This is a genomic window from Kitasatospora sp. NPDC002543, from assembly GCF_053594915.1.
On the sequence record NZ_JBSFWR010000011.1, the window covers coordinates 1 to 15,476 of the forward strand.

Below are 15,476 nucleotides of genomic sequence, written 5' to 3' on the forward strand. Positions count from 1 at the left end.
AGATCCGGGTAGTACGTCAGGTACGCCGCACTCACACCCTCCAACGCCCCCGCCCACGTCCCCTCGTCATGCCAGTCGAACGGCACCGCACCCGAGCGCGAACCCACCCGCACCTCGTAGCCCCGGGCCGACAGACGATCCGCCACCCGGCGACCCGTCTTCCCCGTCCCGCCGACCACCAGCACGACACCGGACTCGACCGCCAGATCCACCACACCAGCCATCACGAACACCCTCATTCCATGAGTCGGAGGAATCACCGACGACCGATCGCCGGAGGCGCCGGTTGCGCCCGATCGGTTCGTCGTCGTGGCACCATTCAAATCCCCCCTGGCCGAACGATCCATGGCCGTCGCTCTCAGTTCCATGCGCGAGCGTCTACGCCTCCGACGCGTCGCCGGCCGGCGGTACTCCGCCCGCCCACGGCCTTCGAGCCCGCCCGTGGCCAGGGTGCCCCCGCCACCCACCACAACACACGCCACCTCCGCTCGAAAGCCCTTTCCAGCACCTCTCGACCCCTCCTCGACCGCCTGACGGATTTCGCCGTTCGAATTGCGGCCCGAAGGGACCGGGAGGGCATTCGGTGACGGGCCGGCCCCGGACGCCGGAGCCCCTGCGACGCACCCGAACACCCCTGCGACACCGGGCCGGGCGAGCGGACACCGGCCCGTCGCAGCGCGGTTAATTCATATCTAATGAATCATCGGAGTTCTTAGGAATTAGGGAGATTGTCCGTGCACGTGCTCCCGATCCATGGATAGCATCTGAATTCCATTCTGTTCGAGCGCTAATCGCCTGGGAGGGGCGGCGCCGGGCAGTCCGACAGGAGACTTCATGCGCGTGTCCAAGCACGTCCACCCCGTCAGCAGCCGCCCGAGCGCGGCCGACGTCGCCCTGCCACCGGCGCTCCCCTATCCCGACGGCTGGTCCGCACTCGCCTTCTCCGCCGAGCTCAAGCCCGGCACCGTCCTCACCCGCCGGCTCGCGGGCGAGGACGTCGTGCTGTACCGCCTGCGCAACGGCCGCCTCCGCGCGATCCGCCCGTACTGCCCCCACCTGGGCGCCCACCTCGGCCTCGCCTCCGTCGAGGGCAACGAGCTGGTCTGCCCCTTCCACCGCTTCGCCTTCGACGCCGAGGGCCGCTGCGTGCGCACCGGGTACGGCACCCAGTCGCCGAAGGCGGCGCTGACGCAGCTGCCGGTGCGCGAGGTGAACGAGGCGGTCTTCGTCTGGCGCCACCACGACGGCCGGGAGCCGGACTGGGAGATCCCCGCCTGGCACCGGATCGGCGACGGGCGGCAGCCGCTGCGGTACGCCTCCTTCGAGATGCCCGGCCACGCCCAGGACGTCATGGAGAACTCCTTCGACCTGGGCCACTTCATCACCCTGCACGGCTGGCCGCAGGGCGAGCTGGCGGCGCCGGTGGAGTTCGACGGCACCGGCTTCCACATCTCGATGCTGGTCCGGGAGACCTTCCCGTTGCTCGGAATGCGCGAGGTCCACGTCGAGGTGGACGGGTACGGCCTCACCGCGCTGCACACCGACGTGCACACGCCCTCGCTCGGCCTGGAGATCTGCTCGCTGGTCATGGCCACCCAGGTCGAACCGGGCCGGATGCAGCTGCGCCAGGCGGGCCGCTTCGTCATGTCGGCCCCGTCCGGGCTGCCGCCGGCCGCCGCCCGGATGGTCAGCCGGGCGGTCACCAGGCTCACGGCGGGCCTGATGTTCAAGCGCAACCTCGAGTTCACCTCGGCGGACTTCCCGATCTGGTCCACCAAGCGGTACGTGTCCCCGCCCCGGCTCGCCCAGGGCGACGGGCCGATCGGCGCGATGCGGCACTGGGCCCGGCAGTTCTACCCGCCGGACCAGCAGGCGCACCTGCCGGGTGCGCCGGCGGCCGACCGGAACGGGCACGGCGCGAACGGCGCCGGTACGAGCGCCGCCGGAGCGAACGGGGCCGGAGCGAACGGGAGCGTCCCGCCCGAGGGCGGCACCGCCGCCGGCCACACCCAGGCCGGGATCTCCCGGAGCTGAGCCGGCCCGCGGGCCTCCCGCCGTCCCCACGCCGCCGCGCCGCCGCGCACCCGCCCGTCACCCGATCCACACCAGCGGCCCGAACCGGAACCGGCCGTCCCGGCGGTACCGTCTGGCGTGGAGTACGGGCGGGTGCGGCGAGGGGAGAGTCGGCGTGGAGGCGCTGGGGGACGGGGATCCTCGGCAGGTGGGCGAGTACCGCCTGCTGCGGAGACTCGGTGCGGGCGGGATGGGCCGGGTCTACCTGGGCCGGACGGCGGGCGGCCGCACCGTGGCGGTCAAGCTGGTGCACGAACAGTACGCCGCGGACCGGGAGTTCCGGGTGCGGTTCCGCAACGAGGTGGCCGCCGCCCGGCGGGTGGGCGGCCGGTGGACGGCCCCGGTGCTGGACGCGGACACCGAGGGCGCCCAGCCCTGGGTGGCCACCGGGTACGTCGCCGGGCCCTCCTTGGGCACCGCCGTACGGGACTTCGGGCCGCTGCCCGTCGCCGCCGTCCGCTCGCTCGGGGTCGGGCTCGCCGAGGCGCTGCGGGCCGTGCACGCCCAGGGCCTGGTGCACCGGGACGTCAAGCCCTCGAACGTGCTGCTGGCCCTGGACGGGCCGCGCCTGATCGACTTCGGGATCACCCGGGCGCTGGACGCGGCGACCGCGCTGACGCGGTCCGGCTTCGTGGTCGGCTCCCCCGGCTACCTCTCCCCCGAACAGGCCGAGGGCCGGGGCGCCGGGCCCGCCTCGGACGTCTTCTCGCTGGGCGCCGTGCTCGCCCACGCCGCCACCGGTGCCGCGCCGTTCGGCTCGGGGGTGAGCGCGGCCGTGCTGATCTACCGGGTGCTCCACGAGGAGCCCGAACTCGGCATACCTGACCGGGAGTTGCACGCCCTGGTGGCGGACTGCCTGGCCAAGGACCCGGCCCGCCGCCCCACCCCGGAGCAGCTGCTCGAACGGCTGACGGCCGCCGACCCCGCGGCGGGCGGGCGGCTGGACCGGCGGGACTGGCTGCCGCCCGCGATCGCCGCCGCGCTGGCCTCGCTCGCCGTCGAGCTGCTGGACCTGGACGGCGACTCCCCGGCCCGAGTCGCCGCGCCCACCGGGCGGTTCGGCCCCGCGCAGCCGTGGCCCACCGGACCGCGGGCCCCCGGCGCGCCCACCCCCGGCACGCCCACCCCGCCCTCCCCCTCGCCGTACTCCTCGGCGCGGCCCCCGTCCTACGGGCCCCCGTACCCCCAGCCGCCGGGGCCGGCCCGCCGCCGACCCGGCACCGGGGTGCTGCTGATCGCCTCCGCGCTGGCGGTCGCCGTGGCGGGCACCGCGGTGTTCCTGGCCCTGCGCGACGACGGCACCGGCGGCGCCCACCCCGACGGCGCCTCCCCCTCCTCCTCTCCCTCCTCCTCCCCGGCCTCCGCCGCCTCCCCACTCGCCCCCGTCTCCGCCGCCCCGACGCCGGCCGGCGAGGTCCCGGCCGCCTTCCTCGGCTCCTGGCAGGGTGTCCTGGGCAGCCAACAGACCTACGTCAAGGCCGACTTCGCGATCACCATCGCCCAGGGCCGGATCAACGACCCGGTCGCACAGATCCACAACAACGAGGGGCCCGGCACGCCCTACTGCGACGCGGTCGCCGACCTCGTCCAGGCCACCGCCGACCGGGTGGTCCTGCGCACCGCCCCGATGAGCGCGCTCAGCGGCTGCGCCGCCGTCCCGTACGACCAGGTGTACACCCGCAATCCGGACGGCAGCCTGCACCTGCTGGTCGGCGGCTTCACCGGCGACCTGCGGAAGAAGTAGCCCCGGCGGCTCCCCAGCGGCTCCCGGCGGCTTTCGCTCGGCGCTCCCGGCCGCGCGCACGGCGGGCGGCCCCCTCCCGCGCACGGGGCGCGCCCCGTCGCCCCCGTCTGCCCGGAAGCCCTCACCAGAGCGCCCGGAACCCCGCTCGACAGGCACTTGAGGAATCCGGCCCCCTCCTTCCGGCGGAACTAGGGTGCGACGCATCCACCCCACCATCCCCCCGATTCGAACACTTTTTCCCACCCGCACGACCGCCGTCCCCGCGGCGCACCGCCACCTCCACCCAGCCCCGCAAGCACGCGCCCCCGTCCCACGTACGAGAGGAGAACCGCCATGCACCTCAGGGTCCTCGGCCCCCTCACCGCCGACCTCAACGGCATCTCCGTCGTCCCCTCGGCCGCCAAGCAGCGCCAGATCCTCGCCCTCCTCGCGCTCTACCCGAACCGGATCCTGCCCACGGCCACCCTGATCGAGGAGATCTGGGGCGACGACCCGCCCAGACAGGCGCTCACCACGATGCAGACGTACATCCTGCAACTGCGCCGCCGGATCAACCAGGCCCTCGGGCCGACCCCGCATACCACCGCCAAGGACATCCTCACCACCCGGCACGGCGGCTACCAGCTCAGCACCCACCCGGACAACCTGGACGTCCACACCTACAACGTGCTGACCACCCAGGGCCAGCACGCCTTCAACCACGGCCAGGACCACCAGGCCGCCACCCACTTCCGCCAGGCCCTCGCGCTCTGGCACGGCCCGGCCCTGGTCGACGTCCGGCCCGGGCCGATCCTCACCATCGAGATCATGCGTCTGGAGGAGAGCCGGCTGATCACCCTGGAGCGCCGCATCGACACCGACCTGCGGCTCGGGCGGCACAACGAACTGATCCCCGAGCTCACCCACCTGACCCACCAGCACCCGCACCACGAGGGGCTGCACGCCCAGGCCATGGTCGCGCTCTACCGGGCCGGCCGGCAGACCAGCGCCCTGACCACCTACCACCACCTGCGGCACCGGCTGACCACCGAGCTCGGCATCCAGCCCTCCCCGCACCTCCAGCACCTCCAGCACGCGATCCTCACCCTGGACCCCACGCTCAACACGCCCACCACGGCCCACCCGACCACCTACAACCTGTACTCGGCCTGAGCCCCGTCCGGACGGCCGTCCCCGCAGACCTCTCCCAGCCCTCACCCACAGGACGCGTCATGACCACCGCACCCGAGAAACCCCTCGCCCTGATCACCGGCGGTACCCGCGGCATCGGCCTCGCCATCGCCCGCGAGCTCGGCAGCCGCGGCCACCGCGTCTTCATCTGCGCCCGCACCGCCAAGGACATCGACCAGGCCCTCGCCACCCTGCGCGACGAGGGCCACCAGGCCGACGGCGCCACCTGCGACGTCCGCGACCCGGCCCAGGTCGGCGACCTGATCCGGCACGCCGTGGCCGAGCACGGCCCGATCACCGTCCTTGTCAACAACGCCGGACGCACCGGCGGCGGCCCGACCGCGACCACCACCGACGACCTCTGGTACGACGTCATCGACACCAACCTGAACGCGGTCTTCCTCGTCACCCGGGAGACCCTCCGCCAGGGCCACATCACCAGCACCGCCCACCCGCGGATCATCAACATCGCGTCCACCGCCGGGAAGCAGGCCGTCACCCTGGGCGCCCCGTACACCGCGAGCAAGCACGCCGTGATCGGCTTCACCCGGGCGCTGGCCAAGGAACTGGCCCCGACCGGCACCACCGTCAACGCCATCTGCCCGGGGTACGTCCAGACCCCGCACACCGCGAGGATCCACCACGAGTACGCGACCGCCTACAACACCACCCCCGAGACCATCCACCAGCACTTCCAGACGCACATCCCGCTCGGCCGCTACACCACGCCCGAGGAGGTCGCCTCGCTGGCCGGCTACCTCACCAGCCCCACCGCGGCCAGCATCACCGCCCAGGCGCTGAACGTCTGCGGCGGGCTCGCCACCCAGTAACCCCGGCGCGATCCTGGCCGGCCCACGGGAAGGACAAGGGCTCCGGTGCCCGCTGATCAGCCATGACGAACCGTCAGTTCTCCAGCGCACCCGTCACCTTGCTGGTGGCCGGCGCCCCCGCGCCCGAGCCGTGCCTGCCCGCCGCCCGGCCGCCCGGGCCGCTGGACGCCGGGGCGGTGCGCGCCGCTCCGGCCGGCGCCACCGCCCGGCCCCGGAGGGATACCGAACGGCCCCGCCGGATACCGGAGTTCGCCCTGGCCGAGCTCAACCGGTCTTATCCGCCGGAGGAGTTGCGCGCGGCGCTGCGGACCGTCGTCGCCGAGCAGGGCCCCCGGCACGCCGCCGGGCCCGCGACGGACCTGCTCTGGCAGCGCACGGTGGACGGCCCGGACGGGCTCGACCGGGTCCTGGTGGAGCTGGGACGCAGCCTGGCCGCCGGCCCCCGGCTGCGCGCGGTACTGGTCGACGGCGCACACGACGGCCCGCGGGCGGGCCCGCGGCGGCTGTTCCTCGGCATCGCCCGCGGCCCGCTCAGCCACGCCGCCGGTGTGCTCGCCGAGCTGCGCGAGGCACTGGCGCACCCGCCGGAGCCGGTCACCGTGCCGACCAGCGCACTCCAGCGGGAACTCCTGCGCCAGGTCATCGGGGAGGCCGAACCCGGCGGCCGGCACGTCGAGCAGCTGTCCTGGAACTGGCACGGGCCGCTGGACACCGAGCGCTTCACCGCCGCCTGGCAGTCCGTCTTCGACCACGAGACGGTGCTCCGCGCGGCCTTCGACTGGGACGAGGACGGCACCGACGACCCCTGGATGGTGCTGCACGAGCACGCCGCCCCCGAGGTGACCAGGCACCGGCACGACGCCACCGACTGGGAGGACCTGCTCGCCGCCGACCGCCGCCGCGGCTTCGACCTGCGCCGCCCCGCCCTGCTGCGCGCCACCCTGATCGACGCCCCGCCGGACGCCGACGAGGGCCCCGCCACCCGGGTGCTGCTCACCTACCACCACGCGATGCTCGACGGCTGGAGCGTGCGGCTGCTGCTCCAGTCCTTCTACCGCGCCTACCTGACCGGCGGCGTACTGCCCGGCGGCGAACGCCGCCCCGACCTGCGCGACCACGCCCGCTGGCTGGCCGGCCGCGACACCGACGCGGCCCGGCAGTTCTGGTCCACCCGGCCCGCCGCCACCGCGGTGCTGCCGCTCGCCCCCGACCCGCGCCGACGCGGCAGCGGCCGGGCCCGGCGCCGGCTCACCCCGTACGAGGCCGTCCGGCTGCGCGGCTGGGCGGCCGCCTGGGGCGCGGGCGAGAGCAGCGCGCTCCAGGCGGCCTGGGCGCTGCTGCTGTACCGCGCCGAGCAGACCGACCGGCCCCGCCGCCCGGCCAGGGCGGTGCGGGTCGGCTTCGCCGTGACGGTCTCCGGCCGGGGCATCCCGCTGGACGGCATCGACCGGCTGCCCGGCGCCCTGCGCAACCCGCTGCCGATCTCCGTCCGGGTGCAGCCCGGCACCACCCTGCCGCAGCTGCTCGCGGCGCTGCGCGACGGGGTGCTCGACCTCGCCGGGTACGAATGGGTCTCCCCCGGCCAGGCCCACCGGTGGACCCCCGGCGCGCGCGGTCAGCGCCCGAACAGCCTGGTCGTGCTGGAGCACCGGCCCACCGCGGCGCACCACCTGCGGCTGGAGACCGACCTGGCCGCGCACGGCATCCACGTGGAGAGCCCGGCCCCGTCCGGCACCCTCACCTCCTACCCGATCACGCTCGCCGCCCACTACGACGCCACCGGCGGGCTGGTCCTCACCACCACCCACGACCGCGCCCTGCTCGCCGACCGGGACGCCGTCGAGCTCCTCGACCAGAGCACCCACCTGCTGCGCTCCTTCCCGGACCTGCCCAGCGGACTGGGCACCACCGAGGTGCTGCGCACCACCCTGGCCGGGCAGCCGGCGCCCCGGCTGGGCGAGCCGGCGGGCGCCGCCGGGGGCGCGTGGCCGGCCGCCCCGGCGGTACGGCTGGACGTGCTGCGCCGGGCAGCCCGCCCGGGGGCCGGCTGGGTGCTGCTGCTTCCGCCGCCCGGCGCGCCGCACACCCGCTACCCCGGGGCCGCGCGCGGCTGGCCGGGCCCGCAGGCCCTCGGCGTGCTGCGCCCCGCCACGGACGGCCCGGCGGGCGGCGGCGGGGACGGGCGCGCGGACGGTGCCGGGGGCGACCGCGCGGAGGGCCCGCCGCCGGCCGCGTACCGGCCGGTGCTCGGCCCGCTGCTGGAGTCCCGCGCGCCGGTCGCCCTGGTCGCCCCGCCGGGGCTCGGGGCCGCCGCCTTCGCGATCGCCCGGCTGGGGACGCCGGCGCACCCGCCGCTGGTGGTGCTGCTCGACGGGGACGGCGACCTGGCGGCGGTGGCGGGCCTGCTGGCGGGGCTGCCGTCACGTCGGTGAGGCCTGCGGAGGCCTGCGGAGGCGGTCGGAAGCCCGCGGAGGCCGTCGGAGGCCGTCGGAGGCCTAGAGTGGCCGCCGTGGCCCGCTTCGTCCTGATCCGCCGAACCCCGCTGCCGCCCGCCGAGTGCTGGGAGCGGCTGACGGCCTGGCCCCGGCACGGCGACCGGGTGCCGTTCACCCGGGTCTCCGTCGTCCGCGGAACCGGCCGGGAGGCGGGCGGCGTCGTGCTGGCCCGCACGGCCCTCGGGCCACTCCGCTTCGACGACCCGATGGAGATCGCCGAGCTGGTCGCCCCCGGCCCCGGCTGGGACGGGCGGTGCCTGCTGGTCAAGCGCGGCGACCCGGTGCACGGCCGCGCCGAACTGCGGGTCCGGGCGGCGGCGGACGGCGGCAGTGCGGCGCTCTGGACGGAGGAGCTGACGGTCGTCGGCCTGCCCCGGCTGTTCGACCCCGCGCTCGCTCAGGCGGGGCGCCTGGTCTTCGGCCGGGTACTGGACCACCTGCTGACGGCGTAGCGGCACGGGCGGGCGGGCCCCGGGACCACTGCCGACCGGCCCGGATCGGGCACGCCCGGCCCGCCGAGGCGACCCCACCCCCGGCGAAGGGGTCGGGGCCGCGTCAGCGGGTGGTTCGGCGAGGGCCTCGGCAGGCGCTTCGGCAGGGACTTCGGCAGGGGCTTCAGCGGGTGATGATGTCGAGGCCCGCGACCACCCCGGCACTCGGGGAGACGTTTCCGGCGAGGTGGAAGGTGCGGCCGTCAGGGCCGAGCACCAGGTTGTGGGTGAGCCCGACGCTCGGCGGATAGACGCTCTCGGCGGGTACGAGGGCCCCGGCCTCGGTGTCGTAGGCGAGGATCACGCTGGAGTAGTAGGGGCCCTGGGGGTAGGGCGCGCCCGGCCCCATGACGCCGGAGCTCTGGCTGACCACGTACACCCGGTGCCCGTCCGGGCTGATCACCGGGGACCGGAGGTCTCCGTGGCCCGGCGCGAAGTGGAAGCCCGACGTGACGGTGTCCGTCGCCGTGTCGACGGTGTAGTCGGACGCGGAGTTGCCGAAGCCGTACAGCGTGCCGCCGTCGGGGCTGAGGACCGCGCTGCCGGAGGCCCCGTGGCCGTCGGTGAAGGTCCGGACGACGGTGAGCGCGGTGGGGGTGACGCCCAGGTGGACCAGGCCGGCCGAGGTGGTGACGTAGGCGTCCGCGCCGTCGGGGCGCAGGACGATCGAGCCGACGCCGTCGCCGGGGAGCTCGATCGTCGCGGTGAACGCCCCGGTGGCGGTGGAGTACGCGAGGACCCGGCCCGGCCGGGCGCCGAAGCGCTGCCGCGGTCCGGCCTGGGCGAGGTAGACGCCGGCGCCGTCCGGGGCGACCGCGAGGGAGCCGACGACGCCCTCCAGGTAGCCGTCGGGGCGCGGCTGGGCCGGGAGCGGGACGTCGGCGAGGACGGTACCGGCGGCGGTGTCGACGGTGACCAGCCGCGCGGAGCCGACGACCGCGTACAGCCGGGTGCCGTCCGGGCCGAGGGCCAGCGAGTTGACGTAGGTCCCAGGAGTGGTGGACAGGGTGAGTGCGGTGGTGACCGTGCCGGTCGCGGTGTCGACGACCTTGAGCACGGTCGTGCGGGCACCGTCGTCGTCGATGACCCCGACGTAGGCCTTGGCGCCGTCGGGGCTGACGGCGACGACCGGGGCCGTCCACCCGACCGCGAGCGACCGGGCGGTGCCGGCCGTCAGGGCCGCCACGTCGGCCGCGCCGGGCACCGGCAGCGCCGCGGTGGCGGCCCCGGGTACGAGCGCCAGCAGCAGTCCGGCCGTCGCCACCGTTCCCAGCCAACGGGCCCCGCTCATGAGCGATTTCACGCATTCCTCCCTTTCGCCACACAACGCGTTCGCATCGGCGGGCGCCAGCGTACGGGGCGGCCGGGGAGCGTCCCCGGGCCTCGGCGGACGGGTGCGACGAACGCCGACCCGCCGTGGACACCCCGGTGCCCTCCCCTACGGCACATGACGGAGCCCGCCACGCACCGGCCACTACGCCACGGGCGGGTCAGTCCTCACCGTGGTCGCCGTAGCGGCGCCGCCACTCCCGGGCACGGGCGTTGTGCCACTGCACGCCCTCCACCGCCTCGTGCTCGGAGAGGCCGCTCAGGCGGGCGACCACGCTCAGCGGCACGGGCTCGTCGCAGTCGGCGAGGGTCCGGCAGACCTTCGCGGCCCACTGCTCCTCGGGGACGAAGGGGCGGCGGCGGTAGTCCGCGACCAGAGCGGCCAGGTGGTCCGCGGAGCAGGCGAGGACGACCCGTCTCCCGTCCAGTTCGGGTTCGGCGGAATGCAGGACGGACGAGTCCGGCACCAGGGCGCCGAGCAGCTCGGCCCGGGCGACGGCCCGACCGCAGTGGTCGCACAGGTCCAGGGTTTCCGCGTCGTCGGCAGGGCCGCCGGCCGGGGGTCCGATGTCCTCCATGGCGCGCGCCTACCCCGCGAAGCCGAGGCCAACCCGGGGCCCCGCCGGTCCGTCGGTCAGCGGCCGCCTCGGCCGCCCTGCCGCCCGGCCGCCCTGCCCGCCGGTCAGCGGTCGCCGGAGGTCGGGGAGCGGTCCAGGTACTGCCGGCGGACGTAGTCGCGCCCGTCCTCGCGCACCGCGGCGACGCCGTCGTGCTCGGTCAGACGCTCGGCCGCGATCCATGCGGCCACCACCTCCGCGTGGTCCGCGTCACCGCCCGCCAGCGCGATCCGGTCCGCCAGGGCGGCGGCGCGCAGCAGGTGCTCGCGCCGCTTGCGGGGCGGGCTCTTGTCGGTGGTCCGGCGGGTGTCGAGGTACCTCTCCTCCGCGTCGAGGCCCGGGGCGTGCGCGTACGCCTCCTCCGCCGTGGGCGCCGGACCGGCCGGCACGGCCCGCACCGGCTCGGACGGCAGCCGCGGCAGGCCGTAGACGTGGAGCACCTCGTTCGCGAACTCCGGCCGGTCGACGGGCAGGCCGTGCCGGCCGAAGACGGCGAACAGCTCGGCCAGGGCGCGCGGTTCGACGCCGCGCGGCCGGTCGTCCTCGGTCACGTCGATCCGGCCGAGCTGCGGGCCCCAGAACCGGCCCGGCGGGTCCACCAGGCACAGCCGGAAGGTGACGTGGTGGCCGCCGGTCTCGATCTCCTCGCCGAACTCCATCCGCAACCCGCGGATCTCCGACCAGGCGTAGCGGCGCGGCACCAGCAGCCGGACCAGCGCGAGGCCGTCCTCCTCCTCCCGCAGCCGGAAGGTGTGCGGCACGGCGACGGCCACCGCGACGGCGACCAGCAGGCCGAGGAAGGTGGCCTCCCCCGGGGCGGTGGCAGCGGCTCCGACCAGCACGATCGACACCACCAGGCCCAGGACGCAGCCGATCCCGATGTTGCTCCCCCACCGCCGCATGAACGACAGCCGTACCGTCCGCATCCCGCCCCCTCCGTGTGCCCCCGCGTGGCTCCACGCTCCCGGGAACCGCCGGGCCCGGGCAAGCGTGCGCGGAGAGCTGTGACGGCCCCGTGACGAACCCGTCGCACCGCGGGTCCCGGTTCAGGGTCCGTACAAAGAACGGCTCTTACAGGATTTTCGTAGCTGTTGATCGCCCTGGGCTCTGGTGTCAGCTGAGGAGAATGCGCTGGCGTAGGAGGCGGTGTCCGGCGCGGCCGTAGTTCAGCACGCACGCCCAGGACAGCACGTGGTGCAGCACGCCCAGCATCCGGGCCCCGGCCGAGCCGGCTAGCGCGTCGGCGACCGCGTCTACCACCGTCCGCAGGGCCGGAGTCCGACGCCGGTAACGCCGCGTCAGGCCGGTGACCTGCTCGGCGAAGGCGACCTTCTCGCAGGAGGGGTTCTCCCAGTACAGGCGGCGCACCGATAAGTCGATCACGACCGCACGGCCGCCCACCGCATCCATCGGCGCTTGGCGCCGTGGACGCGCACAGAGCGGGGAACGCGACCACCTGACCGTTTCGTTGGTCCGCCTGGAGAGGAGCGTCCGTGAAGACACGTCAGAAGGACCGAGGTGCCCACACGTCGTCGGGGGCTCGCAGCCTTGAGGCGCGCAAATGGTCGCGTAGCGCAGTCAACACGGGGTGCTGGTCTCCGCTGCGGGACAGAAGCACGTGCGGGTAGACCGGGGTCGGTTCGTGCAACGGGATGCGCCGCAGGTCGTGGCTCTGGGGCCACAGGTACCGGTCCCTGCTGCCGACGAGGGTAGCCAGCGAGGCCGAGTCGGCCAGCGCGTCCATCAGGGCCTCGTCACCGAAGTGCGGGCCGAGCGCGTCGATGTTCAAACCGAAGGTCTCGGCCAGTGCCTGGTAGAACGCCGCCCACTCCGTGCCCGGCGTGATCCCGGGAACCCAGATGCGGTGACCGGCCAGGTCCGCAGGTCTGATCCAGGGTGCGTGGGCCAACGGGTGGCCGGGCCCGACCAGGAGCTCCAGGGGATCGTCCAGAAGTCGTTCGGCGCTGATCCCGGCCGGGACCCGGTGTGCCGGCAGTGCACGGAAGGAAGCGTCGACGCTTCCTTCGAGCACCGCCCGGGCGGCCTGGGCGGCGTTCTCGTTGCCCAACGTGACCGCGTCCAGGTTCATTTCGGGGCGGGAGCGGTAGAACTGGTAGACGACCTGGGCGGGACCGATGCGCCGGTTGAGGACGTCGACACGAAATGGCCGGCTGCCGGGGCGCACAGCCTGCTCGGCCTGTTCGAGAGCCGTGAGGGCCTTGATGGCGTGGGGCAGGAAGGCCTGCCCGTCCAGGCTCAGCCGCGAGCCGCGGGAGGTCCGCACCAGGAGCGTGACCTCAAGGTGTCTCTCCAGGGCCGCGATCCGCTTGGAGACCGCCTGCTGGCTGATCCCCAGCTCGTCCGACGCTGCCTGGAGGCGGCCGGTCTCGGCAACGGCCACGAACGTCCGCAGCGCTTCGGCATCCACGCCTCCACCTTACTTCCACAACGATTGGTTGTGTCTGATGGGCGGTGAGGTTGTTTGATCGCGTGCCCTGGAGGGTGGTGGGATCAGCGCATGTCCACCCGCACAGACCAGGTCATGTATGTCCAGACGCCCGAGTTCGCGCGCCATGTGGAGCGAATCGTGGAGGTGACCGACGCGACGTCCCGGCTGAACGTGCTGCCGTTCGGCGACCGCGAAGGTCGCGCCGAATTGCTTTCCATTGTGTTCGGTGGCCCGCTCCCGGAGTCGGTGACGATCTATCCGCCGTTCTTCACCGAGTACGGGCTGAACACGACGTTCGGGGAGAACGTCTTCGTTAACCAGGGATGCACGTTCATGGACAGGGGCGGGATCCGCATCGGCAACGGTGTCATGATCGCCCCGAAGGTCAGCCTCATCACCGGGGGGCACCCGTTGCCCCTTGCCGAGCGCCGCGAATACCTCTCCTTCGCCCCGATCGTCATCGAGGACGACGTCTGGATCGGGACGGCTGCCGTGGTCACGCAGGGCGTGACCATTGGTGCCGGCGCGGTGGTCGCTGCCGGCGCTGTGGTCACCCATGATGTTCCTGGCGGGACCCTGGTCGCTGGAGTCCCCGCCCGGGTGATCAAGACGATCGACTGAGCCCGGCCGGGCCGGGCAGCACGTCTGCGGTCTGATGCGATACCCCGTCACGCCCGACTGACCGACCAGCAGTGGGACCGTATCCGGCCCCTGCTGCCCACCAGCTATGGTCGCCGCGGCAGGCCGGGGGCCGACCACCGCAGGATCGTGGACGCGATCGCCTACCGATACCGCACCGGCATCCCCTGGCGAGACCTCCCCAGCAGGTTCGGGTCGTGGAAGACCGTGTGGGCCCGCCACCGCAGGTGGGCCTCCGACGGGACCTGGGACCGAATCCTGGGCGTACTGCTCGCTGCTGCGGACGCTGCCGGGCAGGTCGACTGGCGGGTCTCGGTGGACTCCACGATCAACCGGGCCCACCAGCACGCTACAAACACCCGTCGTCCTGACTCGTGCCGTGTTGCGGCCCACGCCCGCGGTCCCGGTGCCCACTGCGTGCCGGCCGGGCACGCGATCGGGCGCTGTCGTGGAGGGTCTACCACGAAGGTCCATCACGCCGTGGACGGCCAGGGTCGGCCTCTGGCCGTCGTCGTGACATCCGGGCAGGCACACGACGGACAGTCCCTGCCGTTGCCGCTGGGCGACCTGCGTGTTCCGCGCTCTGGGGCGGGACGTCCGCGCACGTCCCCGACCGTGCTGCTCGGGGACAAGGCGTACTCCTCCCGCGCGATCCGCCAACGCTCAAGAACCTCGGGATCACCGCGGTCACCCCTGAACGCCGTGACCAGCGGGAGCACCGTCGCCACCGTGGTGCAGCGGGAGGTCGCCCACCGCCAGCACCAGGCGGCCACTGGCGGCACGGGGCAGCGGCAGACTGGCCAGCTCGGCCCGTCGGTGCACAGCACCGGGGCCGGGTCCGCTGTCCTGGAAATCCCCATGTGGGTGACCTGCGCTCGCCGTCGGACCGCTACCGCGGCAGGTAAGGATCCTCGACCGTCGGCCTTCTCCGATCACCCTCGGGGGTGAAGGTCAACGATCCGCGGAACGAGCCGGCGCCGAAACGCACTGCGAGAAGCACCGGTTGCGCATGCTCGGGCGGCCACGGTTCGCTCCCCGGTTCGCTGCCGTTCCACAGATGGAAGACCACCATCGGCTGCTGCGGATCCTCCGAGAGGTAGCCAAGCGTCTTCCCGTACAAGGGGTTGTTCCCTCCGAACAGCACAGAGGGAGGGCCGAACTCCGCCGTCACGTCAGCCCAGGTGCGGTCAGCCGCAGCCCACCCTCGCACCCGGCCTGTGACAGCCTCGTACTCCTCGGCTGTGAGAACCCGATCGGGCCCGAGCCAGCCGCGTCGCTGCGCGAACTCCGCGTATACCGAGGCGACTTCGTAGCAGTCACCCTGCGCGGGGAAGACCTCCTGGAAGGCCCCGCTGGGACCGATGGAGGTCCAGAGCCCCTGCTCTTCCCAGCTCTGCTTCAGCTGATTCCACGCCTCGGACTGGCGCTCGACGAACAGCAAATGGTCAATCAGGATCCGGAACGCCACCTCGCCCCCGTGCAACCCGGGCCGGCGCAGGGCGAGGTTGAGCTGATCAATGAGGTGATCACGGATCTCCTCAGCAGCGGCAAGCGATGTAGGAAGGGTCACGCACACAGTCTTCCGCAGGAAGATCAGCTCGATCACCCGTTCCGCCGACGAAGACGAGTGGATAGATCA

The 15,476-nt window shown here is 73.9% G+C and carries 13 protein-coding genes and 2 pseudogenes; 8 read left to right on the forward strand and 7 right to left on the reverse strand.

The annotated features are described in order from the left end of the window. A pseudogene (locus tag ACWD4P_RS07510) lies at positions 1–368 on the reverse strand (hypothetical protein); the annotation flags it as partial. A gap of 466 nt (positions 369–834) precedes the next feature. Here ACWD4P_RS07510 and ACWD4P_RS07515 point away from each other — a divergent pair. From ACWD4P_RS07515 to ACWD4P_RS07540, 6 genes are all read left to right on the forward strand, one after another. Then, positions 835–2,034, forward strand: coding sequence for a Rieske 2Fe-2S domain-containing protein (locus tag ACWD4P_RS07515; protein ID WP_449778896.1), 1,200 nt, complete (start codon positions 835–837; stop codon positions 2,032–2,034). Positions 2,035–2,221: 187 nt separating this feature from the next. Then, positions 2,222–3,817, forward strand: coding sequence for a serine/threonine-protein kinase (locus tag ACWD4P_RS07520; protein ID WP_449778897.1), 1,596 nt, complete (start codon positions 2,222–2,224; stop codon positions 3,815–3,817). A 333-nt stretch (positions 3,818–4,150) separates the two neighbouring features. Then, a complete protein-coding gene (locus ACWD4P_RS07525; protein ID WP_359828851.1) occupies positions 4,151–4,969 on the forward strand; it encodes an AfsR/SARP family transcriptional regulator in 819 nt (272 codons plus the stop codon). Positions 4,970–5,028: 59 nt separating this feature from the next. After that, the gene (locus tag ACWD4P_RS07530; RefSeq protein WP_359828853.1) at positions 5,029–5,817 is read left to right on the forward strand and encodes an SDR family NAD(P)-dependent oxidoreductase; all 789 of its coding nucleotides are present in this window, start codon (positions 5,029–5,031) and stop codon (positions 5,815–5,817) included. Between the two features lie 62 nt (positions 5,818–5,879). Next, entirely contained in the window at positions 5,880–8,249 is a 2,370-nt protein-coding gene (locus tag ACWD4P_RS07535) for a condensation domain-containing protein (protein ID WP_449778898.1), read from the forward strand. 77 nt (positions 8,250–8,326) lie between these two features. Next, on the forward strand, positions 8,327–8,764 hold the full coding sequence (locus ACWD4P_RS07540) for an SRPBCC family protein (protein WP_449778899.1): 438 nt from the start codon (positions 8,327–8,329) through the stop codon (positions 8,762–8,764). A gap of 163 nt (positions 8,765–8,927) precedes the next feature. On the opposite strand, the gene ACWD4P_RS07545 is transcribed toward ACWD4P_RS07540, so the two are convergent. The 5 genes from ACWD4P_RS07545 to ACWD4P_RS07565 form a co-directional block, all read right to left on the reverse strand. Continuing rightward, complete coding sequence (locus tag ACWD4P_RS07545; protein WP_449778900.1) at positions 8,928–10,106, reverse strand: WD40 repeat domain-containing protein; 1,179 nt, start codon at positions 10,104–10,106, stop codon at positions 8,928–8,930. Positions 10,107–10,293: 187 nt separating this feature from the next. After that, the gene (locus tag ACWD4P_RS07550) at positions 10,294–10,710 is read right to left on the reverse strand and encodes a hypothetical protein (protein ID WP_449778901.1); all 417 of its coding nucleotides are present in this window, start codon (positions 10,708–10,710) and stop codon (positions 10,294–10,296) included. Between the two features lie 104 nt (positions 10,711–10,814). After that, a complete protein-coding gene (locus tag ACWD4P_RS07555) occupies positions 10,815–11,675 on the reverse strand; it encodes a hypothetical protein (RefSeq protein WP_449778902.1) in 861 nt (286 codons plus the stop codon). 187 nt (positions 11,676–11,862) lie between these two features. Further along, the gene (locus tag ACWD4P_RS07560; protein ID WP_359824586.1) at positions 11,863–12,132 is read right to left on the reverse strand and encodes a hypothetical protein; all 270 of its coding nucleotides are present in this window, start codon (positions 12,130–12,132) and stop codon (positions 11,863–11,865) included. A 121-nt stretch (positions 12,133–12,253) separates the two neighbouring features. Further along, positions 12,254–13,177: a LysR family transcriptional regulator gene (locus ACWD4P_RS07565; protein WP_449778903.1), complete on the reverse strand. Its 924-nt coding sequence runs from the start codon at positions 13,175–13,177 to the stop codon at positions 12,254–12,256. 114 nt (positions 13,178–13,291) lie between these two features. On the opposite strand from ACWD4P_RS07565, the gene ACWD4P_RS07570 reads away from it, so the two are divergent. Both ACWD4P_RS07570 and ACWD4P_RS07575 read left to right on the forward strand, forming a co-directional pair. Then, the gene (locus ACWD4P_RS07570) at positions 13,292–13,819 is read left to right on the forward strand and encodes a DapH/DapD/GlmU-related protein (protein ID WP_359824603.1); all 528 of its coding nucleotides are present in this window, start codon (positions 13,292–13,294) and stop codon (positions 13,817–13,819) included. Positions 13,820–13,858: 39 nt separating this feature from the next. Continuing rightward, a pseudogene (locus ACWD4P_RS07575) lies at positions 13,859–14,589 on the forward strand (IS5 family transposase); the annotation flags it as partial. A 137-nt stretch (positions 14,590–14,726) separates the two neighbouring features. On the opposite strand, the gene ACWD4P_RS07580 reads toward ACWD4P_RS07575, so the two are convergent. Next, complete coding sequence (locus tag ACWD4P_RS07580; protein WP_449778904.1) at positions 14,727–15,443, reverse strand: hypothetical protein; 717 nt, start codon at positions 15,441–15,443, stop codon at positions 14,727–14,729. Between the last annotated feature and the right edge of the window lie 33 nt (positions 15,444–15,476).